Source organism: Qipengyuania gaetbuli (genome assembly GCF_009827315.1).
GTDB classification, from domain to species: Bacteria; Pseudomonadota; Alphaproteobacteria; order Sphingomonadales; family Sphingomonadaceae; genus Qipengyuania; species Qipengyuania gaetbuli.
Window position 1 is genome coordinate 1,300,409 of the sequence record NZ_WTYF01000004.1, and the last position, 12,497, is coordinate 1,312,905.

At 64.8% G+C, this 12,497-nt stretch carries 12 protein-coding genes; 8 read left to right on the plus strand and 4 right to left on the minus strand.

The features are described from left to right. Positions 1–81 precede the first annotated feature (81 nt). Positions 82–1,443 carry an MFS transporter gene (locus tag GRI42_RS08850; protein ID WP_160608149.1) on the plus strand — a complete coding sequence of 454 codons (1,362 nt, stop codon included), beginning with the start codon at positions 82–84 and terminating at the stop codon, positions 1,441–1,443. On the opposite strand, the gene arsC is transcribed toward GRI42_RS08850, so the two are convergent. Beyond that, a complete protein-coding gene (arsC, locus tag GRI42_RS08855; RefSeq protein WP_160608150.1) occupies positions 1,440–1,784 on the minus strand; it encodes an arsenate reductase (glutaredoxin) in 345 nt (114 codons plus the stop codon). The two genes, GRI42_RS08850 and arsC, sit on opposite strands and share 4 nt — an antisense overlap. A 169-nt stretch (positions 1,785–1,953) precedes the next feature. On the opposite strand from arsC, the gene GRI42_RS08860 reads away from it, so the two are divergent. Further along, positions 1,954–4,059, plus strand: coding sequence for a TonB-dependent receptor (locus GRI42_RS08860; protein ID WP_160608151.1), 2,106 nt, complete (start codon positions 1,954–1,956; stop codon positions 4,057–4,059). Positions 4,060–4,131: 72 nt separating this feature from the next. Here GRI42_RS08860 and GRI42_RS08865 read toward each other — a convergent pair whose 3' ends face one another. From GRI42_RS08865 to GRI42_RS08875, 3 genes are read right to left on the minus strand one after another with little or no spacing between them, the layout of a single operon-like run. Further along, the gene (locus GRI42_RS08865) at positions 4,132–4,689 is read right to left on the minus strand and encodes a (2Fe-2S)-binding protein (RefSeq protein ID WP_160608152.1); all 558 of its coding nucleotides are present in this window, start codon (positions 4,687–4,689) and stop codon (positions 4,132–4,134) included. A gap of 13 nt (positions 4,690–4,702) precedes the next feature. Then, the gene (locus GRI42_RS08870; RefSeq protein ID WP_160608153.1) at positions 4,703–4,915 is read right to left on the minus strand and encodes a hypothetical protein; all 213 of its coding nucleotides are present in this window, start codon (positions 4,913–4,915) and stop codon (positions 4,703–4,705) included. Continuing rightward, on the minus strand, positions 4,915–5,679 hold the full coding sequence (locus GRI42_RS08875) for a class II aldolase/adducin family protein (RefSeq protein ID WP_160608154.1): 765 nt from the start codon (positions 5,677–5,679) through the stop codon (positions 4,915–4,917). The genes GRI42_RS08870 and GRI42_RS08875 overlap by 1 nt, the downstream gene beginning before the upstream one ends. 122 nt (positions 5,680–5,801) lie before the next feature. Here GRI42_RS08875 and GRI42_RS08880 point away from each other — a divergent pair, with 122 nt between their 5' ends. The 6 genes from GRI42_RS08880 to GRI42_RS08905 are packed head-to-tail and all read left to right on the plus strand — an operon-like array spanning position 5,802 to position 12,426. Beyond that, entirely contained in the window at positions 5,802–7,178 is a 1,377-nt protein-coding gene (locus tag GRI42_RS08880; protein ID WP_160608155.1) for an MATE family efflux transporter, read from the plus strand. Between the two features lie 48 nt (positions 7,179–7,226). Continuing rightward, a complete protein-coding gene (locus GRI42_RS08885; protein WP_160608156.1) occupies positions 7,227–9,599 on the plus strand; it encodes a chemotaxis protein CheA in 2,373 nt (790 codons plus the stop codon). After that, on the plus strand, positions 9,596–10,030 hold the full coding sequence (locus GRI42_RS08890; RefSeq protein ID WP_160608157.1) for a chemotaxis protein CheW: 435 nt from the start codon (positions 9,596–9,598) through the stop codon (positions 10,028–10,030). Before GRI42_RS08885 ends, GRI42_RS08890 begins: the two co-directional genes overlap by 4 nt. 55 nt (positions 10,031–10,085) lie before the next feature. Beyond that, positions 10,086–10,451 (plus strand): response regulator, encoded by a 366-nt coding sequence (locus tag GRI42_RS08895; RefSeq protein WP_160608158.1) that lies wholly within the window; start codon positions 10,086–10,088, stop codon positions 10,449–10,451. Between the two features lie 14 nt (positions 10,452–10,465). Further along, on the plus strand, positions 10,466–11,557 hold the full coding sequence (cheB, locus tag GRI42_RS08900) for a chemotaxis-specific protein-glutamate methyltransferase CheB (RefSeq protein WP_234033920.1): 1,092 nt from the start codon (positions 10,466–10,468) through the stop codon (positions 11,555–11,557). Next, positions 11,548–12,426 (plus strand): CheR family methyltransferase, encoded by an 879-nt coding sequence (locus GRI42_RS08905; RefSeq protein WP_160608159.1) that lies wholly within the window; start codon positions 11,548–11,550, stop codon positions 12,424–12,426. Before cheB ends, GRI42_RS08905 begins: the two co-directional genes overlap by 10 nt. Positions 12,427–12,497: the final 71 nt, after the last annotated feature.

Sequence of the window (12,497 nt, forward strand, 5' to 3'; positions counted from 1 at the left end):
TCGACGATAAGACAGATACTTCGTCTGGCAGTGCGCCTGCGCCATTGCAAGGGCGCGTGGAGCAGCGTAGCCGCTTATCCCATGGCCGAAGCCGATCCGTCCGACGCCGTGACGTCACCGCTCCCGGTGCGCCAGCCGTCGATTTCGCGCGGGCGCATGACGCTGCTGTTCGCGGTCATGCTGACCACGGCGGCAGGCAATACGGCCATGCAGTCGGTCATGCCGTCCATCGGCACCGCGCTGCAGATCAACGACGTGTGGATCAGCCTCGCCTACAGCTGGTCGGCGCTGCTCTGGGTGTTCTGCGCGCCACTGTGGGCCGAAAGGTCCGACCGCCGGGGCCGCAAGGCGATGATGGCGCTGGGACTGGTCGGCTTCATCGCCAGCTTTGCACTGTGCGGCCTGATGCTCTGGCTCGGCCTGTCGGGATATATCGGCGCGTTCTGGGCGCTGATCCTGTTTGCTGCGGCGCGCAGCCTTTACGGCGGGTTCGGCAGCGCGGCGCCGCCTGCCGTACAGGCCTATGTCGCCAGCCGCACCCCGCGTTCGGAACGCACGCAGGCCCTGTCGCTGATCGCGTCGAGCTTTGGCCTGGGCACGGTCATCGGTCCTGCCCTTGCACCGCTGATGGTGCTGCCCTTCATCGGGCTGACCGGCCCGTTCCTGATCTTCTCGCTGATGGGCGTGGCCACGCTGATCGCTCTGCGCTGGAAGCTTCCCAATGACGAGCCGCAGTTCCCCGCGCGCGGCAAGACCTACGATCCGTCCTATTCGGGCAGCCCCACGGCCGACTTCTCCGGCAATTCCGACGATGAGGACGAGGACGAGGAAGAAGTCGAACCACACAAGCTGCGCTGGTTCGAACCGCGGCTGCGCCCCTGGGTCGTGGTCGGCCTGTTGGGCGGGCACGCACAGGCCATGGTGCTCGGCATTGCGGGCTTCCTCGTGCTCGACCGGCTCGGGCTGCGCGCCACGCCCGCGGAAGGCACCGGCCCGGTCGGCCTCGTGCTGATGGCGGGTGCGATCGCCACATTGCTGGCGCAGTGGGGGCTCATCCCGCGGCTGAACCTGGGTCCGAGAGCAGCGACACTTTCGGGCATTGCGATTGCCGGCTTCGGCGTCGCCATGCTCGGCGTTGCAGGCAACATCCACTCGATCGCGCTGGCCTTTGCCGTCGCCTCGTTGGGCTTCGGGCTGTTCCGTCCCGGCTCGACCTCCGGCACCTCGCTGGCAGTCACCCGCGCCGAGCAAGGTCAGGCGTCCGGCGTCACGGCCTCGGTCGCAGGAGCGAGCTACATCTACGCACCCGCGCTGGGCGTGTGGCTATACGGCCATTCGGACTGGCTGGGCTTCGGCCTGATCGTGGCCATCTGCGCCATCGTCTTCGTCTATGGCTGGCTCACCCTGCAGATGGACAGCAGGCTGACGCAGGACCGCCGCTAGAGGATTTCGAGGACCGTGTCCTGCGGGCGGCAGAGGCGCACGCCCTTGTCGGTTTCCACCAGCGGACGTTCGATCAGGATGGGGTCTGCCACCATAGCTTCGAGCACGGAGTCGGCATCGGCATCGGGCAGGCCGCGTTCCTCGGCATCGGTACCGCGCAGGCGCAGACCCTGGTTCGGGGTGATCCCTGCGTCGCGGTAAAGCTGCGCGAGCTTTTCCCTGGTCGGCGGATCCTTGAGATACTCGACCACTTCGACATCGACCCTCGACAGGTTCTCGAGAATGGCCAGCGTCTTGCGCGAAGTACCGCATTTCGGGTTGTGCCAGATGGTCGCTTTCATGGTGTCTCCTTCTCTTTGGAGCGCGCTCTAATCGACTGAACCTATCAGTCAAACGCAGTGTTGCGATTTTTTCACCGGCGATTGCGCAATTGAAGGTTGCTAATGCGAATGGCTCGCAATAGCAGGGGCTCACGTTTTGAGAATCAATCGCAAGAACAGAAAGAAGTCCATGAAAGCCTCCACGCTCGCCCTGCTCGCAGCCGGAACCGCCCTCGCCACCCCCGCATTCGCGGCCGAGGAAGTGCAGCCCGACCGCGACTACCTGCCCGCCGACATCGTGGTCAGCGGCGACCGGGACGAAGGCTATGCCAACGAGGACGGATCGAGTGCGACCAAGACGCCGACCCCGCTGATCGACGTGCCGCAGGCCGTCAGCTTCATCACCGAGGACCAGCTGGAAGACCAGGCGATCCGCCAGCTCAACGACGCGCTCCGCTATGTCCCGGGCATCAGCATGGAAAGCGGCGAAGGCCACCGCGACGAAGTCTTCATCCGCGGCCAGGAATCGACCGCCGACTTCTACATCGACGGCCTGCGTGACGATGCGCAGTACTACCGACCGCTTTACAATATCGAGCGCGTCGAAGTGCTCAAGGGCGCCAATGCCCTGATCTTCGGACGCGGTGCAGGGGGCGGCGCGATCAACCGCGTGGCAAAGCGCGCGGAGCTGGGCGAAAGCTTCATTTCCGGCGAAGCATCGGTCGACACTTTCAGCGCCTTCGACGTCACTGCCGATGTCAACCAGTCGCTGTCCAATGGCGTGGCCCTGCGCCTCAATGCCGCTTACGAGGAATTCGACAACGACCGCGATTTCTACGAAGGCCGCTTCATCGGTTTCTCGCCCACGCTGACCGCAGCGCTCGGCCCCGACACCACGCTTGTCGCCAGCTACACCTATGACGACGACAGCCGCGTCACCGACCGCGGCCTCCCGGCACTCGGCACCGGCCCGCTGCAGGGCTACGACAGCACCTTCTTCGGCGACAGCGACTTCAACCGCGCCGAAGCGCAGGTCCACATCGGCCGCGTGCGTCTGGAGCATGATTTCAACGGTGGACTCACTGCCAATGCCACGGTCCAGTTCGCCGATTACGACAAGGTCTATGCCAATATCGTGCCTTCGAGCACCGATGGCAGCACCGTCTTCCTGAGCGGTTATGAAGACGCCCAGCAGCGCACCAACTGGATCGGCCAGGCCAACCTGGTCTGGGAAGCCGAAATGGGTTCGGACATCGCATCGACCCTCCTGTTCGGCGTCGAAGCGAGCAAGCAGGATTCGGCCAACCAGCGCAGCACGGTCGGCTTCACCCGTGCGCCCGGCGTCGACGGCCTGGCGCCGAACCAGACCCCGCTCGCCGACGTGCTCTTCATCCCGCCCTTCCAGCTGAACCCGGTATCGCGTTCGCGCCAGAGCGACCTCGAAACGCTGTCGGTATACGTGCAGGAACAGCTCGAGATCGGCGACCATATCGAACTAGTCGGCGGCCTGCGCTGGGATCGCTTCGACCTCAAGACCGAGGACCTCTTGGGCGGACCCGCTGCCGACCGCGTAGACGAGAAGTTCAGCCCGCGCATCGGCCTGATCGTCAAGCCGACCCCGGACCTGTCGCTCTACGCCTCCTATTCGGAAAGCTTCCTCCCGCAGGCGGGCGACCAGTTCTTCATCCTCTCTGAGGGCGATGCGCAGTTCGATCCGGAAAAGTTCACCAATTACGAAATCGGCGCCAAGTGGGCCCCGCTCGACAAGGTGCTGGTCAACGCCGCGATCTTCCGCCTCGAGCGCACCAATATCCAGGCCCCTTCGCCGACCGATCCGACCCTGACCGTCCTCGCCGGTGAAAGCCGCGCCGAAGGGTTCGAGATCAGCGCGGTCGGTGAAATCGCCGATTTCTGGAAGGCGAATCTCGGCTACACCTACCTCGACGGCGAACTGCTCAACGAAAGCGCGTTCGGCGATGCCGGCCAGCGCCTGCAGCAGCTACCCAAGCACTCGATCAGCGCTTGGAACCGCTTCGACGTGAATGAACAGCTGGGGTTCGGCCTTGGCGTCATCCACCAGTCGGAACAGTATGCCAGCTTCTCGAATACGGTCGTCCTGCCGAGCTACTGGCGCGTCGATGCGGCCGCCTATTACACAGTCAGCGACCGCCTGAGCTTCCAGCTCAATGTCGAGAACCTGTTCGACGAGGATTACTACCCCTCGGCCCATGGCAACAACAACATCCAGCCGGGCGATCCGCTGAGCGCACGTATCGGCGTCCGCTTCGAGATTTGATCCCGGGGCAGCGCTTGTCAGGAAAACGGCGGCGGCGGCGGGGAGACCTGCCGCCGTTTTTTCATGATTGCATCAATTGCGCGGCTTTGCGGGCGCCTGTCCGGACAGTGCCGGGACCTCGCGGGCCGCATCCTCGCTGCTGATGCCGGGGGCCGGGGCTGCGCTGATGCGCTCCTGCCGCCTTGCGACACGGCCTGCCCGCTGGATGGCGCGGACGAGGCGCGGATAGACGCCGCAGCGGCACAGGTTTGGAACCGCGGCCTTGATATCCTCTTCCGAGGCGGCGGGATTGCGGTTGATCAGTGCTGCGGCAGCCATGACGATGCCCGGCGTACAAAAGCCGCACTGGATCGCCTGCTCCGCCACCAGCACCTGCTGGACGGGGTGGGAACGGTCCCCACTCAGCCCCTCTATGGTCGTGACGAACCGGCCTTCCGCTTCGCCGATGGTGACGAGGCACGAACGCAGCGCTTCGCCGTCGATGTGGACCATGCATGCACCGCAATCGCCGGTCCCGCAGCCGTATTTCGACCCCGTAAGGTTGGCGGCATCGCGCAGCGCCCACAGCAGGGGCGTATCGTCGTCCATCAGGAATTCGACCGGTCGGTCGTTTACGGTCATGCGGGACATGGGTGGATGCGGCTCAGTTCGCGTAGCTTTCTAGGTAGCCGCACTTGTTGCAGCGGAATTTGGAAATCGCCAGCACGCTTTTGCGGTTAGCTTTCAATCCCCACCAGCGTGTGTCGGGCTTGCCCGGATGCCAGCCCGCCACGTGGTTTTCGCCGTAACCGCGATCGACGCCGAAGCCTTCCTCCATCCGCCCGTCGCATTTCGGGCAGGATTTCGCAGCCGCCATCAGCTCATCCAGCTGTCGTCGATCTTGGAGACGCGTCGCTTCCATGCCTCGAAGTCGAACACGCCCGCGCCGCCCTGGCTCGCCATGACGGCAAGGTCGCGCTGGTGGACGTCGACCACTTCCTGCGAGATCACATTGGCCTCGCCCTGCGACAGGGTGGCGACCTGGATTTCGCAGGCGCGCTGCAGCGCCCACATCTTCACGAACATGCCGGGGATGGTCTTGTCCATCACCACCGGCCCGTGATTGCGGAGCATCAGGATGGAGTGATCGCCGAGATTCTCGACCAGACGGTCTCCCTCTTCGGCACGCACGGTCACGCCTTCGAAATCATGGTAGCCGATCTGGCCCTGGAAATTGCAGGCGTAGAAATTGGTCGGAACCAGCCCGTTCTTGTGGCTGCACACCGCCATCGTCGCCGTGGTGTGCACATGGCAGATGGCCGTCGCCTTTTCGCCCAGGTGCTTGTGGAAGTGGGCGTGCTGGGTGAAGCCCGCCTTGTTCACCATGTACTGCGAGTGGCCGACATTGTTGCCCTCGACGTCGATCTTCACCAGGTTCGAGGCCGTCACTTCGTCATAAAGCAGCCCGAAGGGGTTGATGAGGAAAGTGTCCTTTTCGCCCGGCACGGCAACCGAAATGTGGTTGTAGATACTCTCGCCCCAGCCGAGGTGGTCGAAGATGCGATAGCAAGCCGCGAGATCCTGACGGACCTTCCATTCGGCTTCGGTGCATTCGAACTTGGGCTTCATCTGGGTTGCCATGGGGACTCTCCTCCGGGTTTCTATTTGCAACCTCTATCGCACGCCCGCGCGTGCAGGGGCAAGCATTCTGGCGCAATTGGGCGCTTCCCATGCGGGCTCTGCCCCGCTAGCGCTGCCAGCCGATGAGCGAGACGGCAAAACTGACGCGGGGCAGCATTGTCGGCCATCTCGTGGGGCAGACCGCGCCCATGATCATCGGCGTGGCCGCGATCATGTCGGTCGGCCTGATCGACGCCTATTTCATCGGCCAGCTGGGCTCGCAGGAACTGGCGGCGGTCAGCTTCATCTTCCCGATCACCATCGCGATCTCGAGCCTCGGGGTCGGCGTGATGGTCGGCATCAACTCGGTCATTGCCCGTGCCCTGGGCGAAGGCGATGTCGAACGGGCGGAAAGACGCGCCAATTTCGGTGCGGTCTTCGCGCTCGGCACGGGGGTCGTGCTGGGACTGGTGCTCTATGCCTTGCTGGACCCGCTGTTCCGCCTGATGCAGGCAAGCGATGCGCTGCTGCCGCTGATCCGCGCCTATATGCAGCCCTATGCGTTGGGCCTGCCGGTCCTGCTGCTGCAAATGGGCCTCAACGGCGTGCTGCGCGGCCAGGGCGAGGCGCGCAAGACCAGCTACGTGTCCATTACCTTTGCAGTGGCAAACTGGATCCTCGACCCGATCCTGATCACCGGCGCGTTCGGATTTGCGGGCTTCGGCATCGCGGGCGCGGCCTATGCCTCCATCATCGGCTTCGGAATCGCGATCCTGATGGCGCTCTACCTCATCAGCGAGGCGCAGCTGCCCATCCATCCCTCCTCGATCCGCACCTGCAACATCAAGGATTCGAGCCGCGCGATCCTGAGCGTGGCGGGGCCGGCGGCCTTCTCCAACGCCATCAACCCGATCGGCCTGTCCGTCCTCACCGCCCTGCTGGCCTCGCAAGGAGAGGCCGCGGTTGCAGGCTTCGGAGCAGCGGGTCGTCTGCAGAGCTTCGCCACTGTGCCGCTGCTTGCCCTGTCGGGTTCGATCGGCGCCATCGTCGGGCAGAACTGGGGCGCGCGCCTGCCCGACAGGTCGCGCGCAGCGATGAAGTGGGCGGCAGGCTTCTGCCTCGTCTACGGCCTTGCGACCGCCATCCTCCTGTACCTGACGGGCGGCTGGTTCGCGCAGTTCTTTACCGAGGATCCCGAGGTCGTGGCTGAGTTCGAGAACTACCTGGCCATCTCGGTCTGGGGTTATGCGGGTTTCGGCCTGCTCATTACCGCGAACGGAGCGCTTAACGCCGTCGATAGGGCCGGCCTTGCACTGACGCAGAGCGCCGCGCGCGTGTTCCTCGTCATGCTGCCCTTCGGCTGGCTGCTCCGCCCGGCATGGGGCGCAGGCGCCATTTACGGTGCGGAACTGGTCGCAAACCTTCTGGGCGGCGGGCTTGCCGCCTTCATCGCGTGGCGGGTGCTGCGCGCAGGGCCGGACCGCGACGGCGGCGAGGCTTCCAGCCAAACCAAACGTTAACCATCTTCGTCCATAGCGATCCCCAGATACAGGGGATCCGCGAAAATCATGGACGAGTTGCTGGCCGATTTCATCGCCGAAACGCGCGAAATGCTGGAGCAGAGCGGCACCGAGCTGGTCGCCTGGGAAGCCGATCCGTCCGACAAGGCACGCATCGACACGATTTTCCGCTTCGTACACACGGTCAAGGGCAACTGCGGCTTTTTCGATTTCCCGCAGCTGGAACGGCTCAGTCACGCGGCCGAGGACGCGCTGGCCGAATGCCGCGCCGGTCGCCGCGAACCCGACAGCGCGCTGGTTTCCGCAGTGCTCGCCATCATCGACCGCATCGGCGCCATGACCGATGCCATCGAAGCGGGCGAAGAACTGGACGGCAAGGATGACGACGCGCTGATCGCGGCGCTCGATGCAAGCGGCCCGACCGAAATCCAGAGTGAGGTCACGGTCCAGCCCGAAGCGGTGGACGAGGCGGGCGAAGACGCACCGGCCAAGGGCCAGCGGCAGTCCATGCAGCGGTCCATCCGCCTGCCCGTCGACCTGCTCGACGAGGTGATGAAGGGCGTCTCCGACATGGTGCTCGCCCGCAACGACCTAGCGCGCCGCCTGCGCGAAGCGGGCGAACAGCCGACCATCGACGGCCCGTTCGAGCGCCTGTCCGCAATCCTTGCCGATGTGCGCACTTCGATAACCCGGATGCGGATGCAGCGCCTCGAGCACCTTTTCTCCTCGCTGCCGCGCCTCGTCCGTGACCTGTCGAACGAACTCGGCAAGCAGGTCATGGTCGATTTCGAAGGCGGAGAAGTGGAGCTCGACCGCGAGATGATCGAGATGGTCCGCGACCCGCTGACCCACATCATCCGCAATGCCATCGACCACGGGATCGAGAAGCCTGTCGACCGGCTCAAGAAGGGCAAGCGCGAGATCGGCCTGATGCGCTTCGCCGCGCGCCAGTCGGGCAACCAGATCAGCCTTCTGGTGACCGACGACGGCAATGGCATAGACGTCGACCGCCTGTCGGAAAAGGCTGTTGCAGCGGGCATCTACAGCCACTCCGAAATCAAGCAGATGTCGCAGGCGCAGAAACTCCAGCTCATCTTCGAGCCGGGCCTTTCCACCGCGGCCGAGGTCAGCTCGATCTCCGGCCGGGGCGTCGGCATGGATGTCGTGCGCTCCAACCTCGAACGCGTCGGCGGCGCCATCGCCGTGTCGAGCAAGCCGGGCGAAGGAACCAGCTTCCATCTCCAGCTTCCGCTGACCCTGTCGATCATTGCCGCGCTCACGGTCAGCAGCGACGGCCAGCACTACGCCCTGCCGCGCAGCTATATCGAGGAGATCGTCTTCGGCAGCTCCAGCAGCGTCGAATTCGCCGAGGCAGGCGAGCGCCGCCTCGTGACCTTCCGCGGCCGCCGAGTGCCCTGCATCTCGCTTGCCGATGTGCTCGGCACCGAAAGCAACGAGCGCTGCGACTGGGAAAGCAAGACGCTGGTGCTGATCCGCCTTGCCAGCGACGATGTTTTCGCGCTCGCAGTCGACCGCGTCCACGACCACGAGGACGTCGTGGTCAAGCCGATCGCCCCGGCGATCATGGCGACCAGGCTATATGCCGGCACGACCCTGCTCGACGACGGCAGCCCGATGATGCTGATCGACCTGCCGAGCATCGCCCAGATGCGCGGCCTTGTCGGCGAACTGCGCTCCAAGCCCGCGATCATCGCAGAAACGCAGGACAAGGAAGAAAAGGCCGCGACGCCGGTCATGCTTTTCGCCGGGCTCGACGGCCGCAAGCGCGCCGTGAGGCTCGAACTGGTTCGCCGCATCGACACGGTCTACGCCGACGCTTTCGACATCGAAGGCGACCGCGCACAGGCCGTCATCGAAGGCCGTATTTTCCCGCTCGCCGGTATCGAACACGGTGCCCTGCCCGCCGACCGCTGCCGCTTGCTGCGCCTTTCGGACGGGGAAAGCGAAGTGGTTTATGCCGTCTCCGAGGTGCTCGACGCAGCCGAGATGACGGAAGAGATCGTGCCGTCCGCCAACGATCGCTCGATCGAAGGCGTCACGCTGATCGGCGGAAAGCCGGTCCCGCTGATCGACGGACACACGCTGTTCCAGCGCCACGGCGTTCCCCAGCGCAGCGACAGCCCGCTGGTCTGCCGCCTGCCGCAGAACAGCGAATGGGCGCGCACCATCCTCGAACCGCTGGTGGTGGCCGCCGGCTATCGCATTGCCGGCGACGCAGAAGAAGAGGCCGATCTCGCCATCGCGCTCGCCGGGGATACCGCCGACGAGACGCCGGGTGCCCGCGAAACGGTGCGCCTGCGCCCCGATCCCGAAGATACCGGCGACGGCTCCATCTATCGCTACGACCGCGACGGCCTGATGGCCGTGCTCAAGCGGGTCCGCACCGGGAGGGCGGCATGAACGAACTGCTTCTGATGTGCACCATCGCCGGTCGCAGCGCAGCGATCCCTGCTTTGCGTGTCCAGTCGGTCCTCGAGATCGATACCGTTACTCCGATCCCCGGCACCCCTGACTATGTGTGCGGCATCACGCCGCTGCGCAGCCAGGCGCTGACCGTGATCGACTGTTCGCTGGCGCTGGGTTTCGACCAGCCCAGCAACTCGCCCGAACGCCGCGCGGCGGTGATCGAGCACGACGGCCATACCTACGCCTTGCTCGTCGATGCCGCCGAAGACGTGGCGCAGGCAACCAGCGATCCCGTCGCCATTCCCGGTGGCCTGGGTGAAGGCTGGCAGCGTGCGGCCATCGGCATGGTCGAGACCGAAAGCGGTCCGGTGGTGCTGGTCGATGTAGAAACGATCATTGCGGGTCCACCCGCGCTGGCAGCTTAAGCGATTGGTTACCGCCATTGGTTATGATGCGCACTGAAACTCAAGGAAATCCCACATGAAGACCTGCCTCATCATCGACGATTCGCGCGTTATCCGTAAGGTGTCCCGGCACATTCTCGAATCGCTCGAATTCTCCGTGGACGAGGCGGAGAACGGCAAGGAAGGCCTGGACAAGTGCCAGGTCAACATGCCCGACGTCATCCTGCTCGACTGGAACATGCCGGTCATGACGGGCATCGAATTCATCACCCAGCTGCGCAAGCATGAGGGCGGCGACAAGCCCAAGGTCGTCTTCTGCACGACGGAAAACGATGTCGCGCACATCCGCGAGGCGATCAGTGCCGGGGCCGACGAATACGTCATGAAGCCGTTCGATCACGAAACCCTGCAGATCAAGCTCCAGCTTGTCGGCATGGCCTGATCCGGAGCAGCGATATGGTCGCCGCCCTGCGCCAGAATTCCGACATCAACTCACCTGCCGACGAGGCCGACACCCGCGTCAAGGTCATGCTGGTCGACGATTCGCTGACTGTGCGGACCGTCTTCTCCCGCATGCTGGCGAAGGAAGCCGACCTTAGCGTCGTCGCCACCGCCAGCACTGCCGAGCGCGGGCTCGACGAACTACGGGCACAGGCAGTGGACGTGATTCTGCTCGACCTCGAAATGCCCGGCATGGGCGGGCTCGAGGCGCTGCCCAAGATCCTCGCCCTCTCGCCTTCCACCAAGGTGCTGGTCATTTCCTCGCTCACTGCCGAAGGGGCCGAGCACACTGTCGAGGCGCTGCGCATGGGCGCGGCCGACACCATGCTCAAGCCGCGCCCCGGCGGGTTCAACGACGATTATCGCGACCAGCTGCTCGGCAAGATCCGCGCACTCAAGGGCATGGGCGTGGAAGAGGTGCGCCGCGCCAGCGTGCGCCCTGCCTCGCGCCGTGCCGGCAAGCGCCCCCAGGTCGTGGCCATCGGTGCATCGACCGGCGGCATCCACGCGCTCAACCTATTCCTCCGCAAGCTGCCGAAGGATTTCGAACTCCCGATCCTCATCACCCAGCATCTTCCGGCAAGCTTCATACCAGTCTTCGCGCGCCAGATGGAAGTCGCCTCGGGCCGCCAGGCGATCCTTGCCGACGAAGGCGTCGAGATCTGCCGCGGCAATCTCGTGATCGCGCCGGGCCATGGCCACATGGTCGTGCACCGCAAGGGCACGCGCCATGTGACCGGCCTCGCCTACCATCCGGTCAAGAGCGGCTGCATGCCCTCGGTCGATCCGATGTTCGAGACGCTGGCCGAAGCTTATGACGGCGAGGTCGCCGGCGTCCTGCTGTCGGGCATGGGCCGCGACGGCACCGACGGGGCCTTGTCCATCGTTAATGCCGGCGGCTCGATCTACGCGCAGGACGCGCACAGCTGCGCCGTCTGGGGTATGCCCCGCGCGGTTACGGAAATGGGACTGACGACTGCCGCCCTTCCTCCCGAAGAGCTGGCCGAAACGGTGCTCGCCAGCGCCGGAGCCCAGGTATGGCGATAGAGGATGCCTCGAACCGCATAATCGCCGACCTGCTGGCCTCGCGCACTGGGCAGCAACTCACCGAAAGCCGCAGGTGGCGCATTTCCACCGCGCTGTCGGGCCTGTTTCGCGAACTGGGCATCCAGAACGTCGACCAGCTTGCCTGCATGCTGGAGCGGCCGGGCGAATACCGGCTGGCGACCCGCGTGGTCGAGGCGCTGCTCAACAACGAGACCTATTTCTTCCGCGACCATGCCTATTTCGGCACGCTCGCCAACACGGTCCTGCCCGATCTCGCCCGCAAGCGCGCGGACAGCAAGAAGCTGACGATCTGGTCGGCAGGCTGTTCGACCGGTCAGGAAGTGCTTTCGCTCGCCATGACCTTTGCCGAACAGCCGGGCCGCTGGCACGACTGGACGATCGACATCATCGGCACCGATATTTCCGGCAAGGCAATCGAACAGGCCCGCAGCGGCACCTATTCGCAATTCGAGATCCAGCGGGGCATTTCGGTCGCGCAGATGCTCAATTTCTTCAGCGAGACGAAGGGCGGCTGGCAGGCCAGCGACCGCATTCGCGGGATGCTCCGCTTCGAACAGCAGAACGTCCTCGATTTCCCGCCCATGCCGGGCCGCTTCGACCTCGTCCTGTGCCGCAACGTCCTGCTCTATTTTGCGCCCGAAACGCGCCGATCGGCCTTCGACCGACTGGCCAGCGCGGTTGCGCCGGACGGGTTCCTGATGCTGGGCGCCGGCGAAACTGTGGTCGGCCAGACAGAGCGGTTCGAACCATCCTCGCATGGCTCGGCGCTCTACTCGCTGCGGCAGCAGGCGGGCAGCGCCCCGCTGGGCCTGTCGATCAGGCCGCGGCAGGCTGTGGTCAACGGCTGATTTGTCGGCCCCAAGCTGGCGGCGGCTCGCCGTTCCGAGGGTAAACGGCGGTTTTACCGTTCCTTAGGTAA

Bases quoted from the DNA above. Each gene is read 5' to 3' on its own strand.
- cheB (WP_234033920.1), top strand. From the start codon at position 10,466: ATGGTCGCCGCCCTGCGCCAGAATTCCGACATCAACTCACCTGCCGAC.
- GRI42_RS08885 (WP_160608156.1), top strand. From the start codon at position 7,227: ATGGACGAGTTGCTGGCCGATTTCATCGCCGAAACGCGCGAAATGCTG.
- GRI42_RS08870 (WP_160608153.1), bottom strand. From the start codon at position 4,915: ATGGCGGCTGCGAAATCCTGCCCGAAATGCGACGGGCGGATGGAGGAA.
- GRI42_RS08890 (WP_160608157.1), top strand. From the start codon at position 9,596: ATGAACGAACTGCTTCTGATGTGCACCATCGCCGGTCGCAGCGCAGCG.
- GRI42_RS08865 (WP_160608152.1), bottom strand. From the start codon at position 4,689: ATGTCCCGCATGACCGTAAACGACCGACCGGTCGAATTCCTGATGGAC.
- GRI42_RS08895 (WP_160608158.1), top strand. From the start codon at position 10,086: ATGAAGACCTGCCTCATCATCGACGATTCGCGCGTTATCCGTAAGGTG.
- GRI42_RS08905 (WP_160608159.1), top strand. From the start codon at position 11,548: ATGGCGATAGAGGATGCCTCGAACCGCATAATCGCCGACCTGCTGGCC.
- GRI42_RS08850 (WP_160608149.1), top strand. From the start codon at position 82: ATGGCCGAAGCCGATCCGTCCGACGCCGTGACGTCACCGCTCCCGGTG.
- GRI42_RS08880 (WP_160608155.1), top strand. From the start codon at position 5,802: ATGAGCGAGACGGCAAAACTGACGCGGGGCAGCATTGTCGGCCATCTC.
- arsC (WP_160608150.1), bottom strand. From the start codon at position 1,784: ATGAAAGCGACCATCTGGCACAACCCGAAATGCGGTACTTCGCGCAAG.
- GRI42_RS08875 (WP_160608154.1), bottom strand. From the start codon at position 5,679: ATGGCAACCCAGATGAAGCCCAAGTTCGAATGCACCGAAGCCGAATGG.
- GRI42_RS08860 (WP_160608151.1), top strand. From the start codon at position 1,954: ATGAAAGCCTCCACGCTCGCCCTGCTCGCAGCCGGAACCGCCCTCGCC.